We start from the raw sequence: 20,489 nt of genomic DNA, 5'->3' as shown, positions 1-20,489 counted from the left end.
AATCTCGATACGAATTCTTTGCCATGCACGCGTTGTCTTGTCTGAATGCAAGTGTGGCTTTGAGCTAAGAAAGAGAAACCGTAAGGTAAACGGCCCACAGTGAAAAGAGAGAAAATTATGTTTGGTAAAGGCGGAATGGGCAACCTGATGAAGCAAGCGCAGCAAATGCAAGAGCGCATGCAGAAGATGCAGGAAGAAATTGCAAACATGGAAGTGACCGGTGAAGCAGGCGCAGGCCTTGTTAAAATCACCATCACTGGCAGCCACAGCGTTCGTCGTGTTGAGATCGATGAAAGCCTGATGGAAGACGAAAAAGACATGCTGGAAGACTTGATTGCGGCAGCATTCAATGACGCGGCGCGTCGTGTAGAAGAAGCACAAAAAGAAAAAATGGGCGATGTGACTGGCGGCATGCAGATGCCACCAGGCTTTAAAATGCCTTTCTAACGATTATCGTTACGTATTATGCGTACAAGCCAACTGCTTGAACAATTGATGGAGTCACTACGTTGTCTGCCGGGTGTAGGCCCGAAATCAGCCCAACGTATGGCGTTTCATCTTCTACAGCGCAATCGACAGGGCGGTGTGAGGCTTTCCGAAGCTCTACAATCCGCAATGACTGACATTGGGCATTGTGGTAAATGTCGTACTTTCACGGAAGAAGAAGAGTGCGCAATTTGTACAAACCCTCGTCGTCAGGAGAATGGTCAAATTTGTGTGGTCGAAAGTCCTGCTGATATTGCAGCGATTGAAGCGACAGGCCAATACTCAGGACGCTACTTTGTGTTGATGGGTCACCTTTCTCCACTCGATGGTATCGGCCCATCTGACATCGGTTTGGATTTGCTGGAAAAACGATTGGCGAAAGAATCAATTTCTGAGCTTATTTTGGCAACTAATCCAACCGTTGAAGGCGAAGCCACTGCGCATTACATCAGTGAGTTATGCGTTGAACATGAGGTTGTTGCTAGCCGAATTGCTCATGGCGTGCCGATGGGCGGAGAGCTGGAACTCGTGGATGGCACCACGCTTTCCCATTCTATTATCGGCAGGCATCGCTTAGGTTGATACTTATATCAATCGGATTGAGCGCAGTTAGCATGGCTCCAATTAAAATGGCCGCTTCATTGAAGCGGCCATTTTTTAGTTTTTTTGTCGAGATTAACGATTACGACGATTTACTGTAAAGCACCATGGAACCGTGATTTAAGCTAGTAAGGAGCAACGAACCATCGTTTAGCACATCGATGCGGCGAACTTTTTCTGCCCCCAAGCGATAGAAGGTACGAACCAGCGTCAGATCTTCTTCAGAAAACTCTGTGGTATCACCAGTGGTGACATCTTTGATTTCGCCGAGCTTGAGTTTGAGATAACCGCCACTGACTTCCCACTCCCCAGATTCAGAAACCGACATCACGACTTGAATGTTGTCTGACTCATTCTTCAATATGATCTGAGTGTCTCGTGAGTATGTGTTATCTGGCAGAAATACCATGTTGCTGTTTTGTTCGGTCGTCGTAAGACCCGTTACATCGCGGTAAGACGACTCTTCAATGTAATTGATGGTACGAGAATTCCAGTGTTTAGATAGCAGCAAATTTGCTGTTCTAAAATCTTCGCCAAGATATACCCAGCAACTCCCTAACAGGGAAAGAAGTAATAGAACAAAAGGGGCAAGACGCTTGATTTGGTCTCTTCTTCGGGTTGTATTCATTAACGACATAACGTGTGACTCTCCTCTTGGCTCGTCAGCAGAACGTAGGTGAGGTTATCGTCCGCGTCGCTTGCACTGTGTATGTAGTTTAATGAGATTTGGTTATCTTGACCGCCTGTCACAATCACTTCATCCAATTCACTGCTCTGGCCATAGAAGCTGATGTATTTTGCAACGCAACGTTCAATCACTGGCTTCCACTGACCAATACGCGCGTTTGTGACGGGGACATAAACAGGGACAGATTGGACGTTGAGGATCTCGTGAAAAGCTTCAGATTTTGGCGTTGAATAAAAACTGAAAGCAAGGGGAACGAGTAGGGCCAAAATTAATGCCGCCCAAGACCCTAAAGGAGTTTTAAATAGGTTTGCAGTAGGTTCTTGTTGTGGACTGTGGTTTGGCGCCTCCGCGGGTTCATCGACTGAGGACTGTGCTGGCGCTGAAGGCATAGCTTCATTATTTTCCACCACGTCAGCAGGTTGCTCAACCACGATAGTTTCGACCAACACTGGTTCGTCAACATTCGGTATATCGACAACCATTTGGTCATCGTACGCTTCGACAGAGCAAATTACCTGATAACCGCGCTTAGGAACGGTTTTTACAACCATTGGGTTTTTTGTAGAATCTTTTAGGGCTTTTCTCAGCGTTGAAATAGATTGTGTGAGGCTAGAGTCATCAACTTCAAAGCCTTGTTTCCGCCAAACATAGTCATGGATGCGGTTACGGGTCACGATAGCGTGTGGCTCTTCGATGAGAACCATAAGCACTCGGCACTCGTTACTGCCCAATCGGACCAGGTCATCATTTTCATGAAGGTCGATCAATGAGCTTTCACTGGGAGAAAAGACAAAACGCTCTCCCAAAAGGTAACGATTCGATTTATTGATCATTCGATATTTTTTAACCTGCGCGAATTTCAAACTATTTAGGTGGAAAATGTCTGAACTAGAACGAAATTGAAGGAGATTATACTCGAATTGAGAAAAAGACCTCAAGAAATCAAAAAATGAAATTTAGGACTTGAAAAGCCTCGTTCTGACCCTATTTAGAAAGAGCATACCCAAGTAACTTGTGGGGTACCCAGATTAGGTTGCTTCGGTATATATCTAATAGAGCTAAATATTTGTTTGGAGTCACAATGAGCGATCAAGCCACACAACAACAAAAAGAAACACGCGGTTTTCAGTCTGAAGTAAAGCAACTGCTGCACCTCATGATCCACTCACTCTATTCCAACAAAGAGATCTTTTTACGTGAATTGATCTCAAACGCATCTGATGCAGCAGATAAACTGCGTTTTAAAGCGCTGTCTGATTCCGCTTTGTACGAGAGTGATGGTGATCTACGCGTTCGCCTAAGCGTTAACAAAGAAGCTGGCACCTTAACCATTGAAGACAATGGTATCGGTATGACGCGTGAAGACGTGATCGAGAATTTGGGAACAATTGCAAAATCCGGCACCGCGGACTTCTTCAAACAGCTTTCTGATGACCAAACCAAAGACAGCCAGCTCATTGGTCAGTTTGGTGTAGGTTTCTATTCTGCGTTTATCGTTGCCGATAAAGTGTCAGTAACGACTCGCGCTGCAGGCGCAGATAGCGCTGAAGCCACATTGTGGGAGTCGGCAGGCGAAGGCGATTACACCATTGAAGGTGTCACTAAAGAAACGCGCGGTACGTCTATCACATTGCACCTTCGTGAAGATGACAAAGAGTTCCTTGATGAATGGCGTCTTCGTGACGTTATCGGAAAATACTCTGACCATATCGGCATTCCGGTTGAAATGTGGACCAAGGAGCGCGATGAAGAAGGCAATGAAACGGATGTTGGCAAGTGGGAGAAAATAAACAAGGCGCAAGCGCTTTGGACCCGAGCTAAATCAGACATCAACGAAGAAGAATACAAAGAGTTTTATAAACATCTGTCGCATGATTTTGCTGATCCACTTCAGTGGAGCCATAACCGTGTGGAAGGTAAGAATGATTACACCAGCTTGCTGTATATCCCATCCAAAGCCCCTTGGGATATGTTCAATCGCGACCACAAACACGGCCTGAAGTTGTATGTTCAGCGAGTGTTTATCATGGATGACGCTGCGCAATTCATGCCGAACTACCTTCGTTTCATTCGTGGTTTGATTGACTCTAACGATCTGCCGCTGAACGTGTCTCGTGAAATTTTGCAAGACAACAAAGTGACGCAAACCTTGCGTAATGCGTGTACGAAACGCGTATTGACCATGCTTGAGCGTTTGGCCAATAACGATGCTGAAAAATACCAAAGCTTCTGGAAAGAATTTGGTCTGGTGTTAAAAGAAGGCCCAGCAGAAGACCACGCTAACAGAGAAAAAGTCGCGGGCTTGTTGCGCTTTGCGTCTTCTACCACCGACAGCAGTGAGCAGACAGTATCGTTGGCTGACTACGTTTCTCGCATGAAAGAAGGGCAAGATAAGATCTACTTCTTAACAGCAGACAGCTATCAGGCGGCGAAAAATAGCCCTCACCTTGAGCAGTTTAAAGCCAAAGGCATCGAAGTTGTTTTGATGTATGACCGCATCGATGAGTGGCTAATGAGCTATTTGCCTGAGTTTGATGGTAAGCAGTTCCAAGCCATCACAAAAGCCGATTTGGATTTGAGTAAGTTTGAAGACGACGCTGAGAAAGAAAAGCGTGAAGAAACGCAGAAAGCGTTTGAATCGGTTGTTGAACGCACGAAAACGTACCTTGGTGAGCGCGTCAAAGATGTTCGCACCACCTTCAAACTATCGGGAACGCCTGCAGTTGTGGTGACTGACGAGTTTGAAATGGGTACGCAGATGGCGAAGTTGTTAGCGGCTGCAGGCCAGCAAGCTCCGGAAGTGAAGTACATCTTCGAGCTTAATCCCGAACATGCGCTGATCAAGCAAATGGCCGATGAAGCCGACGAAGCGGTATTTGGGCGCTGGGTGGAAATGCTACTTGGCCAAGCGATGCTTGCTGAGCGCGGTTCCATCGAAGATCCATCTCAGTTTTTGACTGCGGTGAATCAACTTCTGACTAAAGGCTAATTGCAGCCGATTCGTCGATAGATAAATATGAATCAATGAAGTAAGCCCAGCCGAGTTGCTGGGCTTACTTATGTCCTATACCTAAATTCCCTTGTCGTACGTGCTGCACGGTTTGTTGTGGTACAGAGTGGTAAATGTCAGTGCAATCAGCCTTTAGTGGGAAACCGCTCGAAACGTGCTCTGACGTACTAAAACACAGGACGTGAGGTTGTTTAGGTATCCATAACCGTGTATGTTTCAGGTTTTTGCGAAACGCCAAAGTAAAGAAAGGGGATAACTATGCGCATCATTCTTCTGGGTGCTCCAGGTGCAGGTAAAGGCACACAAGCTCAATTCATCATGGAAAAATACGGAATTCCACAAATTTCTACTGGTGATATGCTGCGTGCTGCAATTAAAGCCGGCACTGAAATGGGCAAACAGGCGAAAGCAGTTATCGACGCAGGTAAGTTGGTATCTGACGATATCATTCTGGGTTTGGTAAAAGAGCGCATCGCGCAGGAAGATTGTGCGAAAGGCTTCTTGTTAGATGGCTTCCCACGCACGATTCCTCAGGCTGATGGCCTAAAAGAAATCGGTGTAAACGTTGACTACGTTCTGGAATTTGACGTTGCTGACAGCGTGATCGTTGAGCGCATGAGTGGTCGTCGTGCTCACCTAGCATCAGGTCGTACTTACCATGTTGTTTACAACCCACCAAAAGTGGAAGGTAAAGATGACGAGACGGGTGAAGATTTGGTGGTTCGTGATGACGACAAGGCAGAAACTGTTTTGGCTCGTCTAGGCGTTTACCATGAGCAAACGTCACCGTTGATTGCTTACTACCAAAAAGAAGCAGAAGCGGGCAACACTCAGTACCTGAAATTCGACGGTACCCAGCAAGTGTCTGACGTTAGCGCTGCAATCGAGAAAGCACTAGGTTAATTCCTACTTTTCGATGCAAAAAGGGCAATCTTAGGGTTGCCCTTTTTTGATCTATTTATTCAGCAGCCAAGTATTGAGATGTTGATGTTTTATGTCGAAAAAGCGCGACTTAACACTCAGTGTTTATCACGCTTTGCCTTTGCTGAGAAACCCGCTAATCTTCGCAAAGACATTTTAGTAATAATGCTCTTGTTAAAGCAGGTTTAAATGGAAAATAACAAAAATAATGTTGGCGTGTTGCTAGCGAATTTAGGGACACCCGAAGCGCCAACAGCAAAAGCAGTCAGTACTTTTCTAAGCGAATTTCTTCATGACCAGCGTGTTGTAGATATGACTCGCTGGCTTTGGTGTCCTTTACTGCACGGTATTATCCTTCCCGTTCGTTCGCCTAAAGTGGCAAAACTTTATCAAAGTGTATGGATGGATGAGGGTTCACCGTTGATGGTGCATTCAAAGCGCCAACAAGTCGCCCTTGAAAAAGTGCTGGGTATTCCCGTTGAAATTGGCATGACCTATGGTGCGCCGAGTTTGGCATCGGCGGTAAGTCAATTGCAAGAAAGGGGTTGCGATAAAATTTTGGTGTTGCCGCTTTACCCGCAGTACTCTCGAACCACAACAGCGGCAGTGTTTGATAAGCTGGCGAAATCACTAAAGGATCAGCCAGTGATCCCTGAATTTCGTTTTGTGAATCACTATTACAGTGAAGCCAGCTATATCGATGCGCTAGCGCAATCGATAGAAAGCCATTGGGAACTGAACGGCAAGCCAGACATGTTGGTGTGTTCTTATCATGGCATTCCTAAGCGCTATGCTGATAACGGAGACCCATATCGAGAACATTGCCATGAAACGACAGAACGTTTGATTGCTCGATTAGACGCTGACGTGAAAATAAAGACGACATTCCAATCGCGTTTCGGTCGCGAAGAGTGGCTACAACCCTATACTGATAAAACACTAGAGAAACTGCCAAGCGAAGGCGTTAAGCGTCTTGATGTTATCTCTCCTGCTTTTTCGGCTGATTGCCTCGAAACATTGGAAGAGATTGCGGAACAATGTCATGAGAGCTTTATTGAGGCGGGCGGTGAAGAGTTTCGTTTTATTCCGTGCTTGAATGATTCCCCTGCACACATCGACATGATGCGTCAGTTAGTGGAACGTCACACCCAGGCTTGGTAGGGTTCAATTGAGAGATTGTTGAGTTTCTATCGCACCAATTTGTACGCTGGATGTTCCCACTTTAAATTTGTGTGATAGAATTCTCATTTTCGCCCCCAACAACGACGCATCGAATCATGAAATTCCCAGGCCAACGTAAGTCTAAGCATTATTTCCCTGTACATGCCCGTGATCCCTTGCTTGTCCAAGCGAGTGAACAACGTAAGCTAAAACGCCCTCATGTTATTGGTATTGATCAGACCCTAGTTGATATCGAAGCTAAGGTTGATGATGCGTTTTTGGCTAAGTATGAATTGAGTAAAGGCCATTCATTAGTGATTGATGACAAGCGCGCCGAAGCCTTGTATCAAGAACTAAAAGAAAACAACATGATTAGCCACGAGTTTGCAGGGGGTACGATTGGTAACACACTGCACAACTACTCGACGTTGGCCGATGATAAATCAATATTGCTTGGTGTGATGAGCCGCGATATTACAATCGGTAGCTATTCATACCGCTATTTGTGTAATACATCTAGCCGTATGGATCTGAATTACCTCCAAGCGGTTCAAGGGCCAATCGGCCGTTGCTACGCCCTTATTAGCGAAGAAGGTGAACGAACTTTTGCGATCAGCGAAGGCTTGATGAACCAACTGTCGCCAGAATCTATTCCTGAACACATTTTCAAAAACGCCTCCGCATTGGTGCTGACCGCTTACCTAGTACGTTGTAAAGAGGGCGATCCTATGCCTGAAGCAACGATGAAAGCGATCGAGTACGCGAAAAAATATGACGTGCCAGTGGTTATGACCATGGGTACAAAATACGTGATCCAGAATAACCCACAATGGTGGCGTGAATTCCTGGCAGAGCACGTATCAGTGGTCGCCATGAATGAAGAAGAAGCAGAAGCACTGACGGGTGAGTCAGATCCGCTTCTTGCCGCAGACAAAGCCCTTGAGTGGGTCGACATGGTGCTTTGTACCGCAGGACCTATTGGTCTATACATGGCGGGTTACACCGAAGACAGTGCGAAGCGTGAAACAACGTTGCCATTGTTACCGGGCCCAATTGCAGAATTCAACATGTACGAATTCAGCCGCCCAATGATGAAAAGAGATTGCGACACCCCGTCCAAGGTATATTCGCATATTGCCCCATACATGGGTGGCCCAGAGCGCATCAAAAACACCAACGGTGCTGGTGATGGCGCACTGTCAGCCGTGCTTCACGATATGTCAGCAAACCGTTACCACCGTGATAACGTGCCAAACTCTAGCAAGCACAGTTTCCAATACCTGACTTACAGCTCGTTCTCGCAAGTGTGTAAGTACGCTAACCGTGTAAGCTATGAAGTATTGGCACAGCATTCCCCGCGTTTATCGCGTGGTCTTCCTGAGAGGGAAGATTCGTTAGAAGAGGCTTACTGGGAACGCTAATCTCTTCGTCCTTGGCTCCGATACTGCGTTGGCTGAGCTCACTGGCTCCGGTCACTTAGTGAACTAAGCTCCCAGAGATCCGTTTGCTTGACGCCTTGTCTCAGCACCAATGACATTGAGATTTCTCAGACATAAAAAAACCGCCGTTATGGCGGTTTTTTTATTGCTGCTAAGTTAGCTTTTTCACCCAAGCAGTAGTTGCGCGAACCAAGGTGTGAAACAGTACATCGAAGGATGCTTTGGGCTGGTGGACGGGGTCGTCTATATCACCTTGACCAATCCATTGCCCTAAAAGCATTGTTTTGCCTCTTGATCCAGGAGAAAGCAGAGCGACTTCATCGACGTGTTCGTGTGACATCACTAAGATTAAGTCAAACTGACCGCATAATTCTGGAGTGAGTTGCCGAGCAGAATGCCCTGAGATGTCAAAGCCATGCTCTGCACACACTCCTTGAGAGTGTTGGTGTGCTCTCGCATTCAACAAATTGCTAGACGCAACCATGGTACCGGCTGATTCGATGACGTGATTAGGTAGATTCGCTTTCAGCAGTGCCTCTGCGACCGGTGATCGGCAGATGTTAGCAGTACAAACAACGAGAATACGATCAAACATGCTCAGTGCTCTCGACATAGTGTTTGCTGCGTTGAGATGAACCTATTGTTACCAATTTACCTGTTGCCGGTAAGACCGCACTCGCGTTGGCGAGGAACAGAATCAATATAAATGTCAGCGCGTTGGCCATGGGCTGAAGATTAAAATCGACACTAATGTGGATAAGCATCCCTATGATAGACATGATGCAACCTAGTGCGATCCCTTTCATTGTTTTACTGTGTCGTGTTCTGATTGTTGAAAAGGCACGCCATAAAGCGTAAAGCACGACAATACCTAGCAGAAGTGTCGCCGGAATACCCGCTTCAACCATAAATTGAATATAGTCATTATGCGCGTGGTCGTAGAATCCAATGTCTGCTTTTGAATACATCGGAAAAATTGTATAAAAGCTTGCCATGCCCGTCCCTGTGAAAGGGAAGTCCTTAATAATATCAAGCGACCAAATGACGACTTGGTCTCGAGACTCCGCACCGAGAGAGGTTTCGACGAGACGTTGTTTGACATTCTCTAGACCAAACAACGCGCCAACAACGATAGTGTCTATCGCAATAACACTGCCAACCAAAGCGGTTAACGCGCGAGGTTTGTTCTTATAAAAAACAAGCGCGATGATCCCACCGATAGCGGTCGCTGCGAAAAAAGCCGTATTTCCCATGCGAGAGCGTGTCATGACGAGCGCGATAACCATGATAACGAGACACAAACGTATGTACATTTTCCGGCTTAAAATACCTTCTAATAGCCGTTTTATGAAGACAAAGCGCGAGTCAGAAGGACTAGTGTGTAGTTGAGTAGCAATTAAACCTAAGCCCATACATAATGCCATCATGAGATAATTGGCTAAGTGGTTTTTATAGACAAATGAGCCTGTTGCAATCCCTTTCTCGGTAAAGCCAAATACTGGACTTTCTGTAATATCAAGCAGGACCACCATTGCTGCATAGAAAGCTTGCAGAGTGCCGCTTATCACGATTATCAACACCACTTGCTTAAGTCGCTTGCTCGAATTAACGAGAAAAATGGCATTAAAAACCAGCATGGTGTAGGCAATGCCTTTAAATAGCGAAGCTAACGTCATTCGCGAATCTAAGGAAATAAACCCTTCTGGCGCACCGACAAGCTGGTATATTTCAGCGCTTTTGCTTGAAAGGATCGATAACCATTCCCAGTGTATTGGTAGTGTTTGAACAAACACCCACAGTTGAAATGTCATGAGACCGAAAAGCAGTGTTTTGTATTGCTTTAGTGGTTCAAAAGGTAGGTTTCCACGATAAGCGATAATCAGCATTATCGATTGAAGTGCTATCCATATTTCGGCTATAGACCAAGCCCAGTCCCTGTTGCTACCAAGCGGAATTGGCAACCAAACTATAAGTGCAAGAAGGGAGTAGAAAGAGAGTTTTTCAAACGTTGCCATACAAATCGCTCAGAATGCGAATACAAAAAAAGCCCAACAAGTGATGGGCTTTAAAAACAAATACCGAGAGCATATCGGTTAATTTGGTGAGATGACATTCTCACCACCGCCACCTTGGCCACCCACTGCCGGAGCAGAAGGGGGAGCAGGGCCGACTGCAGCAGTTTGTATACCTGCAGCGGTCGCTTCTGCGATTTGAGTCGGATCGACCCCTGCCAACAGAGCGGCAGTCGTAATGTTTTCGCTTGCAACTCCTGCATCACGTGCAACTTGCGCGATTTCCAATGCGCTATCCGGCGCCGCTGTCATTGCTGCTTGAACTGCCAACTGAGGGTCGACCCCTTCAATGTCCAACAAAAGCGTTAAAATTTCGACAGCAAGCTCTGCATTCTCAAACAAGACGCTTTGGTAAGTTTCCTCAGTCGGAACATCACCAAGTTGCGACACGATAGCGTCACGTTGTTCGTCACTTTCGAATGCAAATGCCATCGAAGACAAGGCTAAGGTTGTCACACCAAAAATGGTGGTTGTAATTTTCATGATTATTCCTTGAAAGTGGTTTCAAGAGTCTGATTTAAAGACTATATCAAAGTTAAGATGATAAAAAGTGGGTATGGCGATACTAGAAAAACGCAATCAGCGAAACGCTTTTGTTTTTGAATGAACCGTCGCAATTGCGCTGCAAAAAAATGTACCAGAAAGCAAACCAAAAACGTTAACGGTCATATCTAGCCACGAGAACTGACGTGAAGGAATGAGTGACTGTAATGACTCATCTGCGACGAGCAGCATCAAAACGAAAAGGGTAGGAAGTGGCAATCCAAAACAACGGTTACTTTTAGATGTAAGTCGGCAAAGTATGCCTAAGAAAAAAGAACCACAAAGATGGAGATAGATAGCACCACCTATCATGATTTCAGCTTCTCGGACTTGGTCTCCCAAAATATCTGCAGATTTTAGAACCGAGGCACTGCCAAAAATAACCACGAAAACGACGAGTATGGACAAAGGGACTTTAGAAACATTAGCCACAAGCTTGCACCTTAATCCTATTAAACGCCAACAGGTTGCACATGCGTTGTTTGCCTTCTGAGTATGTGATCATGGTGTTTAGCGCGTTACGATATCGCCAACCGTTTGCTAGAGAAATGAGCTGCCGAGAGGCATCAACTCTATTTTCCAACTGCATGGATTCCCAATTAGAAAAGGCTCTGTCAATCAACATAAGATGGCTTGATAGTGAAAAAGGCCCAAAGAGAGATGCGAAAGAGCGAAGTCTTTCTGCATCCGTCGGAGTTTCTGCAAGCTTGACCAATTCTACATATGTATTTGACCAAGTGGGTCTGATATGTGTGCTTGACGTTAACAATGCGACAAAATCTAGAGAATTTTTCATGTCATCATTTATGTAGGACAGCCATTGGTTGAGCAAGACAAAGTTATTTACACTGGACGCAGTAGTTTTTGAACCATTCGGGTTAAAATTACCTAACTTTACGTCATTGGGTCGTAAAACTGGATTGGGATTATTGGAAAAATAGTTGAGCCTTGACGTGATAGCACTCGTTGTAAGTGCACTATGAAACGCAGTATAGCTTGAATACAATAAAAATAGGGACAGAAATATGAATGCAATGTTTAAAAAGTTAGGTTTCATAAAATATAGTATATCTTCATGTGAAGGAGTAGTAATCACTTTAAGGAAGAAGTAAGCCCTTATCGAAACAAGGGATAAGGTGGTGTGTTAATAGCCAGTTATATATCGGCTATATTTCGGGGCTAATTTTTTTATGAGAATGGCAATGGCAATACAACAAACCATTATCGAGAACAAAAGAATGGAATATGTAAGCCAACTTCCATTGTCAAATCCAAGATCTGTTTTTTTATTTAACATGCCCAACGCCCATGCAAAGTAAATATGTAAAAAATAGATTGAAAAGCTGGTTGATGCGATTAAAGTGACAGCTTTGCTGTTAATGTTGTCATATCTCTTCAGATATGTCATAAGAAATAAGCAAAGTAACAGTTTCTGTATGTAGATGAGATCTATTCCGGAAAGCACCATGGCAGATTTATGATAATTTCCGCTGTGACCAGAAATGGTTTGTATGAAAGCTAAAAGAAGAACAGAAATAAATAATTGTGGCTCTATTCTATTTAATGCTTTAGTGCATTTCTCATAGTGAACAGAGCAAAATATCCCAGTCAAATAAACAGGTGTGTAATATACTAAGTGTTGAATTATAGATATATTATCAATTGGTCGGTGAATAAATATAGCCACAATAGTCAAGGCTGTAATAATAAAAATTTGAGTAACGACATTAAGGTATGCAAACTTTCGATGCAGTGGAGCCATGGAGAATAGCACCATAGCAAATGGGATATACCAATATGCTGCCATAAACCGGCCTGTTGCATAGTATTTTAATGCTGGAATGATATAAAAGTTGATCAAACCATCACCTTGTGGGTAAAAAAAACCACCCCAGTCTTGCTTAAAACTAAGAACATGATAAACAAGTGGGATAAAGCCAAGAATGACATATGGAAAAAAAACGTATTTTATCTTGTTGCTGTAAAATTTCTTGAAATTATAATTTCGGCAAAATACGTGAAAAAACAAAAAGCCAGATATGAAAACGAATAGGGAAGTTCCGCCTGCTACTAAATTTCGAAAAAAAACACTGCCGAAGTTGTCAAACTGAATCCCAGCGGCATTATACAAATGAGCTGCAACAATGAATACAATCGCGATAACTCTAAAATAAGTAAATGAATTTAAGTGCATGTTATATCCAAGGAAGGCGGAATGAACCGCCTTTGGTATATTAAAATTAACGGCTATTTTAATGTGCTATTTCGATAGGAATTATTTACTTCCCAACTATTAAGTGCTTGCTGTGGTAAAGAACCATCTTGTTCAATGTTAGTTTGATGATAAGAATGTTGGTTCCATATGCGAGTAGCTCCCTTCCAAGGGAGGTCATCTGAGGTGGCACCAAACACTCTAACACCTTTATGGGTGTTCCATTTGGAACTAAAGTCATTTGCTACGAAGATCAATTCGGCGTTATTGTCACCTTCTAGATCGGCAACAATAGGATATTCCCAAAGCGTACTGGTGGAGTTAGCTGTTTCAAACAATATTTTTCCAGTTAGTGAATCTAAAATGCCTACTTGGTTATGATCTTGATAGATAACTTCATCACGACCATCTCCGTTGAAATCGAAAGCAGTTACACCAACCTTCCCGCTACCTGAATCATCAATGCCAATTTCCCATATGAGATCGCCTGCCGCATTTAGCATCACCAACTTTTCATATCCTGAGTAAGCTATTCCAGGTTTACCTGAAGTAAGAAAAGCTCCGATAGTCTGTGCACCACCACCATTAGACGATATGTTCCGTTTTTCCCATTTAACAGATCCGTCGTGATCTAACAGTGCTAACGTCTGATAAGTCGCAAACGTACCTGGTATGGAGACGATTATTTCTGGCTCTGCATCTTGGTCGAGGTTAGCCACAACAGAGAACCATGCGGCATCATGACCTTCGTATGACCAGATTTCGTTACCTGATGCATCATAGAGGATGCCATTTGCAACAAAGTTTAGAATTTTGTCGCCATCTGCATCAAATACTGAATAGTCGGCTTTCCAGCTATCAAGAGTGTAAAGTAAGCCAGAAGAATAATTGTAAACGGACGTACCCGTTAGGATCTCAGCAACACCATCTCCATCAAGATCAGCAATGCTTACATTTCCAACTTTGTTATCAATTTTGGGAAAGATTTTTTTAGTGTTTCCATCGTTACTAACAACGCGGATTTCATTTACAGACTTGTCAGAAACCACGATATCAACATAACCATCGCTGTCTAAATCTGCCAACGCGGGTGTAAATCGGGGGTCAGAGTATATCGGACCGTTTTCGTAGTCCCAAAGTTCTTTACCATCGATTCCACTAAGCGCTCGTACTATGCCAGGCTTGGTGTATTGACTTCCTGCGAAAGTAACCACGATGACATCAGCGATATCAGAGCTATCGATTTTACCGTCGGTATTATCATCATTCAGTTGTGCGACCAGAGGTGTCCCCATTACTTGGTCGTATTCTGGTTTAAAAGTGCTGTTTTGCCAGTGCCACTTCAACTCGGCGTTTATCGGGTTTGGTTCTTTGCTTGGAAGGTTACCGTTAAACGGCAGGTAGCCTAGAGACATAGATCCCTTCCAACTATTCGCTATAATTCCAACATTGGACGAACCGGACGGAGCAGTTATGTCTGCTTTTGGTGCTAAGACCATACCTTCCAAAGCAACCCCAGAAATGTTTAACGAGGTTGCTTCGTACAAATTGAAGATGGTTTGCTGTCTGGTAAGAGCGAAGTCACTGAGACTGATATTACTTAGCGGTGCGAAATTTTGCTTGTTTCCACTAATGTTTACTAGCACAGTCGCGGTTTCGGGAACGCATTCAAGGGCGAGAGTATGGGCTTTTTCAAGTTGAGTTCCGTTAAGATTGAAAACTTGGAAATCACTGCTGCAGTCACCCTCCAGGTATATACCTCCCCATTGATAAGCCACCGTACCAACATTCTCTTTCTCGCTCAGGTCTAATGACAGGGCGCGATGAGCATCTTTTAGTTGATTAAAGTCGATTGGGAGTACTGCTGAACCAGAAATCGAACTGCCAGCGTCGAGGCCTGAGTATATGGTTTGCGATACTTGCGAAATATCACCACCAACGATGATGCTACCTTTATATACGCGCCCGGATTGGTAAGACAGGTCACCACCAACAATCAATGAATTATCTTCTGGAGGAAATTCATTGTAGCCATGCATGATACTATAACCATTGAAATAGGCATCTTTTCCTATGGCAATAGGCCCATCACTAGAGGAGTGAGGGGACGTGAAATCTTCAAAAACAAGTGCACTGTATTCTGTTGGAAGTGCGATAATCTTAGAGCTAAATATCATAAGTATTAAGCAAAATGTCTTTTTCATTAGTTTTCCTTGAATAGACAAATATGAAGTAAGCCTATTAAACATAGATATGAGACTACAATAGACCATATGACTGATAGTTATTTGCTTGAGAACCTTTCTTTCATAAGTAGTAATGCATACTTTGAATTTGTTACCAAGTATCGCTTCCACATACGACGAGGTTCTTGAAATACACGGTATAGCCACTCTAAACCAGCCTCTTGCATCCATGTTGGAGCGCGACTGACTTTTCCAGCGACCACATCGAAAGTGCCACCTACACCCATAACGAAATCTACACCAAGCTGATCTTTCCACTTATTAATGAAATTTTCTTTTTTAGGTGAGGTTATCGCAACGAAAAGTAGTTTTGCACCTGACTCTCTGATCTTATTCACAACCTCTTGTTCATTATGCCAAAAGTAACCGTCATGAAATCCAGCGATATTGAGGTCAGGGTACATTTCAAGGAGTTTTTTGTTCGTTGTAGAGACGACCTCTTGCGTTGCACCTAACAAGAAAATAGGAAAGCCCCGATATACGCTCATCTCCAATAACTGATGAAATAGGTCTATTCCTGCCACGCGTTCTGGTACTGTGTGCCCTAAAAATCTTGCTCCGAAAACGACACCCATGCCATCGATATTAATCACATCACATTCTCTGACGGATTCAGCTAATGTGGGATTTTTTCGCATGTTAACGATCTTTGCGACGTTAACGACAACATGCTGAATAAATTCGCCCTTGATAATTTTTGATTCAATATGAGAAACAGTGTCGGACATTGTTGAAATATCCATAGGAGTTTCTAAGAATTCAATACGTTTCATAAACAGCCCGAAATGATATTAGTTAGTGATTGAGAAAAAAATAATAAACAGAAGTTATTCAGCAGTGATTTTGTATGGTTGATTTTTATGGAGTGCTATATGGACTTTACGCCAATAAAATCAGAGCTTTAATTGTCAAGGAGTATGAGGTTTTTTATAATGGATGGCTAAAATCGATAACAGTAAACCGACAATTTTACAATGACTGCTGAATTATTTAGGTTCAGTTTTATTTATATAGTTAGATGTTTCACTATTAAAGAAAGATAAAGAATAATAAACCCATGCTTGCGTCCATCGAAGATAATCGACGTTGTTTGTGAACAATTTATTCTTTTGGTAAATAAAACGTTGCTTACGAGGTAAATATAAAGTATCGAATGAACGATAGATGATTTTTTTAGCTAGATCTATATCGTCTTGGGTTCTACCAACTTTCAATAATGTGATTATTGCCTGCGAGACACTATGCATATCAAGAGGATAACGATTGTTGTTATAATATTTGGCTGTCCCATCTTGCTCGAACAAGTGCTGCTTGTAGTAATCGAGTCCTTTTTCTATTGATGCTTGGAATTCTTGAGTACTAAGCGCATCGCTCAGCATCCAAAGTGCTTCTAAGTTATAGCCAGTGTGAAATCCGTCTATAAACTGATGATGGTGGCGGGAACCATAGACCCATGATCCATCGTTACTTTGCTCTTTTATCGATTGCCTTGCAGCTTTTAGTGCTAATTCCTTGTAGCTATCGTTACCGGTTAACGAGGCTACCTTCGCAACCCATGCAGCTCCCCAAAGGCTTGCATTGTGAACAAACGCTTCTTCACCAGGAATATAGGCAAAGAATTGGCGGCCTTCATGCTCAGTGTATAAATGCTTGACTATGAAATGAGCACTATCTAAAGCTGGCTCCAGGTATTTTGTGTTTTCAGTTACCTGACTTAATGCATACAGAGCCTGCGCTACATAGATCGTCGTAATAACATTTGGTTTGCCTTTGGGAACGAAGAAAGCGCGAGCATTCCAATCGAAATGATATCCCCAACAACTGTGTTGCCAAATGGCCACATCACTTTGCTTGGTTAACAACCAATCGGCTAGATGAGTCGCCTCGGCTAAGTATATTTTATCACCTGTTGCTTTATAGTTTTCTAGCAAGCCCAAAATAAATAAACCGATGCCCTTTGGATTTCGCTTAGGTCTAATACCAAATAAAGGGCGCAGGTTTATCGCTAGACGTTTGTGTAGTTGTGTCCATGCAAGACCAAAAAATCCTTTTTTTAATCTAGGGAATAGAGAGAAAAATACACTGTTTAGGCCATCGAAAGGATCGTATCCGGAGAAATCGTTTTTCTTTGCTTGATTCATTATTATTGTAGGGATATGGTTTTGTAATTGTTGTCTAGATTTCATACGTCCAATAGCTCTTTATAGATAGAATCTAATTTAGGGAAAACTGCCTTCTTACTGAATGAATTGCCAAATTTTAAATGGGCGGATTGAGAAAATTCTGCGTTGGTCTGGCGATTATCAATGAGGAGTTGTAAATGAGATGCAAGAGTATCAATATCACCGGGTTGAACTAGAAGGCCTTCCAAGCCGTGTTCAATAGCGTCTGGGATACCACCTGCTGTCGAAGCTACAATAGGGACTCTTGCAGACATTGCCTCTATGACACCCATTGGAAAGCCTTCATTGTAACTAGGCAAACAATATATATCCGCTTTACTTAACCACGTTTCTTTTTCCTTACCTGATATCCAACCAAGAAAATCAACATTGTTAGATATCCCCAAAGAAGCTACCTGATGTTTGAATTCTGCGATATCTCCATCACCTCCTAAAGCTAATCGAGCATGAGGGATATCTTTCAAAACAATCGAAAAAGCATCAATCAGATCCTTAACTCCTTTTCTTTTTCCGAGCCGACCAAGAAATAGTATTAACCCTTGCTCTGCATGAGACCGATCAATTTCCAATGAACTAACGGAATTGTAAACAACCCGGGCTTTACTTGGATTGTCAATAATGGTTTTCATCCATGATAACCATTGACTTGACAATACAATAACGACATCACTCAGATTGAATGTTTGCCTAATGCGTAACTGTTTATTGGCGTTGCATTCACAAACATAAAAATTTTGAAACTCTGCTCCATGAAGGTGGAGAACAACCTTTGCATTATATAATTTTGCCAATCGAACAAATAGAGACTTTCTGAAATAACTTCCTCTCGATGCCATGTGTATATGGACAATACCAACATTGTAGAAAGAGAGAAGATAGGTCAATTTAAACACTGCGGTAGCAAATAAAAATAGCTTATTTGCACCAAAAAATAGTGATTTATTCGTATGTGAGGTGACAAATTTCATATCCCACTTCTGAAAAAAACCATCATTTAATACATTCAGTACTGTTGCAATCCCGCCCATCTCCTGCATACCTGTAGCAACAGTGATGTTAATCATACGTTTCACAGTGATTCCTCAATAGTGCAAATTGCTTGGCGAGTCTTCCCATTCTTGGTCTTCTGTATTTTTTCAACTATTTTTACCGATATTTCCATTGACTTACCTAAGCGGGCTTTTGTGTTATTAATTAATATCTGCTGTTGCTTATCATCAAAGATTAAGGGGTCGACGACTGCTTCGACTTCTATATGGTTCCATACACTTTGCAAGAACTGTGTTGCTAACAGGCCTTCCACACCTTTCGGTATATGGTTCAATATGTGAACTCTTTGTCCATCTTCTCCAATTAGGTAGTCTCCGATGCGACCTTCGATCCGATCTATGATGGGGAAGACACGCCCACAAGGACATTGCTTTTCATCAGAAAGATATACATAGTCGCCGGTTCGGTAGCGAATAAGTGGTTGAAGATCATTATTGAAATTAGTGCCAACAATTTCATGTCGGCCATTTCCAACATCAATAAGTTCTACGTGAGAGTAATCACTGATTATATGATAACGACCATGTTCGCAATTTCCGATGGCTGCTACTCGCTCAAAGAGGCCATACCAGTCGAAAACTTTACATTTAAATCGCTTCTCTAGAAGTTGTCTGTCTTCGCTACTTAAGGACTCAGAAGAGGTTACGATTGATTTGAGGTTTCCTGGGTAGTATTGATCATTAACTTCCAAATATTTCGCTAATGTAACAATAGAGGATGGGTATGCCTGTATAATATCTACGCCATAATTCACCATTGCATCAATATATTTTTTCAAGTTCTTCGGTGACATATGAAAAGAAGATAGCATTATGATTTTTTCAAACCAAGAATAACGCCAAAAAGGTCCTTCTTTTTGGTCTGGTGGCACTATCATGTCACCACGGATCCATGCTCGTTTATCGCCAGCTTTAAATCCTGCCCAGTTAAGATGTCGAGCTACAAACGCTTGCTCTCGAATCACTGAGGTCATATCTTGTCTAATAACTAATGGTGTGCCCGTTGTACCGCTTGTTGCTCCAGAGACGATAACACCGCGATGATTGTCAGATAAGAAATTATCTGCATGTTCTCTAATCTCCACTTTACTTATTATTGGGAAATCAGCAAGATTATAAGTTGTTGATACCATGGTGCGTTTGTAAAATGGAACGTGTTTTGTGGCTTGTACCAATGTATGAGTTAATTGAGTATCAACAAACGATCTCATTACAGATGCATCGAATTCATTCTTTTGAATATCGTTTAAAAGAATGAATTGATCCTTTCCCTCTCTTAATATTTTTCTAATCAATGCTCTACAAGATAATAATCCATTTTGGATAGGGATAGGTGATTTTTGATATATGTTTTTCGTAAACATTTCAGTCCTTATTTGTGGACATATATGGAGCTATGTCATCCAGGTAACTTTCATTTTTTAAAATGTCATATTCTAAATCGTGAATGTTCCCAATGATTTTGGCAGGTATTCCTCCAACAATGGATCCACTTGGAACACTTTTAGTGACAACTGAGTTAGGTGCAATAATAACCTTATTTCCTATCTCAACAGGCCCAACAATGACTGAGCCAGGGCCTAGAAAAACATCATTACCTATATTTGGTACTTTTTTATAAGGGCCTTTGCCAACGATTTTACAGCCAATACCAATTCGGCATCGTTGACCTAGTTTTGCATTATCAATAATAACGACGCCGATCCCTTTTACTACCAAAAATGAATCTTTCCCAATATCTGCTGTTGGAGGTAATTTTGAATTGTATAGTACAAAAATTAATAGTTGAATGATTTTTGGTAGAAAAGGAACTTTCTTTAAGTGAAGCCATCGTGCTATGCGATAGAAAAAAATTGCGTTTGGCATAAGTATCTCTTCA

Annotated in this window: 19 protein-coding genes; 6 read left to right on the top strand and 13 right to left on the bottom strand. The window is 42.7% G+C overall.

From position 1 onward, the window contains the following. The first annotated feature begins 117 nt into the window (after positions 1 to 117). Together LRP50_RS07590 and recR are read left to right on the top strand one after the other, a co-directional pair. Entirely contained in the window at positions 118 to 447 is a 330-nt protein-coding gene (locus tag LRP50_RS07590) for a YbaB/EbfC family nucleoid-associated protein (protein WP_028024937.1), read from the top strand. 18 nt (positions 448 to 465) lie between these two features. Further along, positions 466 to 1,068, top strand: a complete 603-nt coding sequence (recR, locus tag LRP50_RS07585) for a recombination mediator RecR (RefSeq protein WP_274163856.1) — start codon at positions 466 to 468, stop codon at positions 1,066 to 1,068. A 100-nt stretch (positions 1,069 to 1,168) separates the two neighbouring features. Here the strand turns inward: recR and LRP50_RS07580 are convergent, their stop codons facing one another. Further along, positions 1,169 to 1,723 carry a regulatory protein ToxS gene (locus LRP50_RS07580; RefSeq protein ID WP_274163855.1) on the bottom strand — a complete coding sequence of 185 codons (555 nt, stop codon included), beginning with the start codon at positions 1,721 to 1,723 and terminating at the stop codon, positions 1,169 to 1,171. Continuing rightward, positions 1,714 to 2,607, bottom strand: coding sequence for a transcriptional regulator (locus tag LRP50_RS07575; RefSeq protein ID WP_274163854.1), 894 nt, complete (start codon positions 2,605 to 2,607; stop codon positions 1,714 to 1,716). Before LRP50_RS07575 ends, LRP50_RS07580 begins: the two co-directional genes overlap by 10 nt. A gap of 248 nt (positions 2,608 to 2,855) precedes the next feature. Between LRP50_RS07575 and htpG the strand changes: the two genes are divergently transcribed. The 4 genes from htpG (at position 2,856) to LRP50_RS07555 (ending at position 8,287) form a co-directional block, all read left to right on the top strand. Next, positions 2,856 to 4,763, top strand: a complete 1,908-nt coding sequence (htpG, locus tag LRP50_RS07570) for a molecular chaperone HtpG (RefSeq protein WP_274163853.1) — start codon at positions 2,856 to 2,858, stop codon at positions 4,761 to 4,763. Between the two features lie 279 nt (positions 4,764 to 5,042). After that, positions 5,043 to 5,687: an adenylate kinase gene (adk, locus tag LRP50_RS07565; protein WP_028024942.1), complete on the top strand. Its 645-nt coding sequence runs from the start codon at positions 5,043 to 5,045 to the stop codon at positions 5,685 to 5,687. Between the two features lie 207 nt (positions 5,688 to 5,894). Next, on the top strand, positions 5,895 to 6,866 hold the full coding sequence (gene hemH, locus LRP50_RS07560) for a ferrochelatase (RefSeq protein WP_274163852.1): 972 nt from the start codon (positions 5,895 to 5,897) through the stop codon (positions 6,864 to 6,866). 116 nt (positions 6,867 to 6,982) lie between these two features. Next, positions 6,983 to 8,287, top strand: coding sequence for an inosine/guanosine kinase (locus tag LRP50_RS07555; RefSeq protein ID WP_274163851.1), 1,305 nt, complete (start codon positions 6,983 to 6,985; stop codon positions 8,285 to 8,287). Positions 8,288 to 8,456: 169 nt separating this feature from the next. On the opposite strand, the gene LRP50_RS07550 is transcribed toward LRP50_RS07555, so the two are convergent. From LRP50_RS07550 to LRP50_RS07500, 11 genes are all read right to left on the bottom strand, one after another. Beyond that, positions 8,457 to 8,900: a low molecular weight protein-tyrosine-phosphatase gene (locus LRP50_RS07550; RefSeq protein ID WP_274163850.1), complete on the bottom strand. Its 444-nt coding sequence runs from the start codon at positions 8,898 to 8,900 to the stop codon at positions 8,457 to 8,459. Next, positions 8,893 to 10,320: an O-antigen ligase family protein gene (locus tag LRP50_RS07545; RefSeq protein WP_274163849.1), complete on the bottom strand. Its 1,428-nt coding sequence runs from the start codon at positions 10,318 to 10,320 to the stop codon at positions 8,893 to 8,895. The genes LRP50_RS07550 and LRP50_RS07545 overlap by 8 nt, the downstream gene beginning before the upstream one ends. A 78-nt stretch (positions 10,321 to 10,398) precedes the next feature. Beyond that, entirely contained in the window at positions 10,399 to 10,860 is a 462-nt protein-coding gene (locus tag LRP50_RS07540) for a hypothetical protein (protein WP_274163848.1), read from the bottom strand. 96 nt (positions 10,861 to 10,956) lie between these two features. Continuing rightward, positions 10,957 to 11,352 carry a VanZ family protein gene (locus LRP50_RS07535; protein ID WP_274163847.1) on the bottom strand — a complete coding sequence of 132 codons (396 nt, stop codon included), beginning with the start codon at positions 11,350 to 11,352 and terminating at the stop codon, positions 10,957 to 10,959. A 712-nt stretch (positions 11,353 to 12,064) separates the two neighbouring features. Then, a complete protein-coding gene (locus tag LRP50_RS07530) occupies positions 12,065 to 13,114 on the bottom strand; it encodes an acyltransferase family protein (RefSeq protein WP_274163846.1) in 1,050 nt (349 codons plus the stop codon). Positions 13,115 to 13,167: 53 nt separating this feature from the next. Then, positions 13,168 to 15,336 (bottom strand): choice-of-anchor A family protein, encoded by a 2,169-nt coding sequence (locus LRP50_RS07525; RefSeq protein ID WP_274163845.1) that lies wholly within the window; start codon positions 15,334 to 15,336, stop codon positions 13,168 to 13,170. 80 nt (positions 15,337 to 15,416) lie between these two features. Beyond that, positions 15,417 to 16,151, bottom strand: a complete 735-nt coding sequence (locus LRP50_RS07520; RefSeq protein ID WP_274163844.1) for a WecB/TagA/CpsF family glycosyltransferase — start codon at positions 16,149 to 16,151, stop codon at positions 15,417 to 15,419. Between the two features lie 213 nt (positions 16,152 to 16,364). Then, positions 16,365 to 17,564 carry a YyaL domain-containing protein gene (locus tag LRP50_RS07515; RefSeq protein WP_274163843.1) on the bottom strand — a complete coding sequence of 400 codons (1,200 nt, stop codon included), beginning with the start codon at positions 17,562 to 17,564 and terminating at the stop codon, positions 16,365 to 16,367. Then, positions 17,561 to 18,625, bottom strand: a complete 1,065-nt coding sequence (locus LRP50_RS07510; protein ID WP_274163887.1) for a glycosyltransferase family 4 protein — start codon at positions 18,623 to 18,625, stop codon at positions 17,561 to 17,563. The genes LRP50_RS07515 and LRP50_RS07510 overlap by 4 nt, the downstream gene beginning before the upstream one ends. A 5-nt stretch (positions 18,626 to 18,630) precedes the next feature. Further along, on the bottom strand, positions 18,631 to 19,974 hold the full coding sequence (locus LRP50_RS07505) for a phenylacetate--CoA ligase family protein (RefSeq protein ID WP_274163842.1): 1,344 nt from the start codon (positions 19,972 to 19,974) through the stop codon (positions 18,631 to 18,633). 1 nt (position 19,975) lies between these two features. Then, complete coding sequence (locus LRP50_RS07500; protein ID WP_274163841.1) at positions 19,976 to 20,476, bottom strand: serine O-acetyltransferase; 501 nt, start codon at positions 20,474 to 20,476, stop codon at positions 19,976 to 19,978. Positions 20,477 to 20,489: the final 13 nt, after the last annotated feature.

The sequence above is a fragment of the Enterovibrio gelatinilyticus genome (assembly GCF_028683095.1).
Taxonomy (GTDB): domain Bacteria; phylum Pseudomonadota; class Gammaproteobacteria; order Enterobacterales; family Vibrionaceae; genus Enterovibrio; species Enterovibrio gelatinilyticus.
The sequence above is the reverse complement of the archived record's forward strand: the minus strand, read 5'-3'. Positions and strand labels throughout refer to the sequence as shown.

What these genes read in the sequence shown, in the direction of transcription:
- LRP50_RS07590 (WP_028024937.1), top strand. Translation starts at nt 118, where the DNA reads ATGTTTGGTAAAGGCGGAATGGGCAACCTGATGAAGCAAGCGCAGCAA.
- recR (WP_274163856.1), top strand. Translation starts at nt 466, where the DNA reads ATGCGTACAAGCCAACTGCTTGAACAATTGATGGAGTCACTACGTTGT.
- LRP50_RS07580 (WP_274163855.1), bottom strand. Translation starts at nt 1,723, where the DNA reads ATGTCGTTAATGAATACAACCCGAAGAAGAGACCAAATCAAGCGTCTT.
- LRP50_RS07575 (WP_274163854.1), bottom strand. Translation starts at nt 2,607, where the DNA reads ATGATCAATAAATCGAATCGTTACCTTTTGGGAGAGCGTTTTGTCTTT.
- htpG (WP_274163853.1), top strand. Translation starts at nt 2,856, where the DNA reads ATGAGCGATCAAGCCACACAACAACAAAAAGAAACACGCGGTTTTCAG.
- adk (WP_028024942.1), top strand. Translation starts at nt 5,043, where the DNA reads ATGCGCATCATTCTTCTGGGTGCTCCAGGTGCAGGTAAAGGCACACAA.
- hemH (WP_274163852.1), top strand. Translation starts at nt 5,895, where the DNA reads ATGGAAAATAACAAAAATAATGTTGGCGTGTTGCTAGCGAATTTAGGG.
- LRP50_RS07555 (WP_274163851.1), top strand. Translation starts at nt 6,983, where the DNA reads ATGAAATTCCCAGGCCAACGTAAGTCTAAGCATTATTTCCCTGTACAT.
- LRP50_RS07550 (WP_274163850.1), bottom strand. Translation starts at nt 8,900, where the DNA reads ATGTTTGATCGTATTCTCGTTGTTTGTACTGCTAACATCTGCCGATCA.
- LRP50_RS07545 (WP_274163849.1), bottom strand. Translation starts at nt 10,320, where the DNA reads ATGGCAACGTTTGAAAAACTCTCTTTCTACTCCCTTCTTGCACTTATA.
- LRP50_RS07540 (WP_274163848.1), bottom strand. Translation starts at nt 10,860, where the DNA reads ATGAAAATTACAACCACCATTTTTGGTGTGACAACCTTAGCCTTGTCT.
- LRP50_RS07530 (WP_274163846.1), bottom strand. Translation starts at nt 13,114, where the DNA reads ATGCACTTAAATTCATTTACTTATTTTAGAGTTATCGCGATTGTATTC.
- LRP50_RS07525 (WP_274163845.1), bottom strand. Translation starts at nt 15,336, where the DNA reads ATGAAAAAGACATTTTGCTTAATACTTATGATATTTAGCTCTAAGATT.
- LRP50_RS07520 (WP_274163844.1), bottom strand. Translation starts at nt 16,151, where the DNA reads ATGAAACGTATTGAATTCTTAGAAACTCCTATGGATATTTCAACAATG.
- LRP50_RS07515 (WP_274163843.1), bottom strand. Translation starts at nt 17,564, where the DNA reads ATGAAATCTAGACAACAATTACAAAACCATATCCCTACAATAATAATG.
- LRP50_RS07510 (WP_274163887.1), bottom strand. Translation starts at nt 18,625, where the DNA reads ATGATTAACATCACTGTTGCTACAGGTATGCAGGAGATGGGCGGGATT.
- LRP50_RS07505 (WP_274163842.1), bottom strand. Translation starts at nt 19,974, where the DNA reads ATGTTTACGAAAAACATATATCAAAAATCACCTATCCCTATCCAAAAT.
- LRP50_RS07500 (WP_274163841.1), bottom strand. Translation starts at nt 20,476, where the DNA reads ATGCCAAACGCAATTTTTTTCTATCGCATAGCACGATGGCTTCACTTA.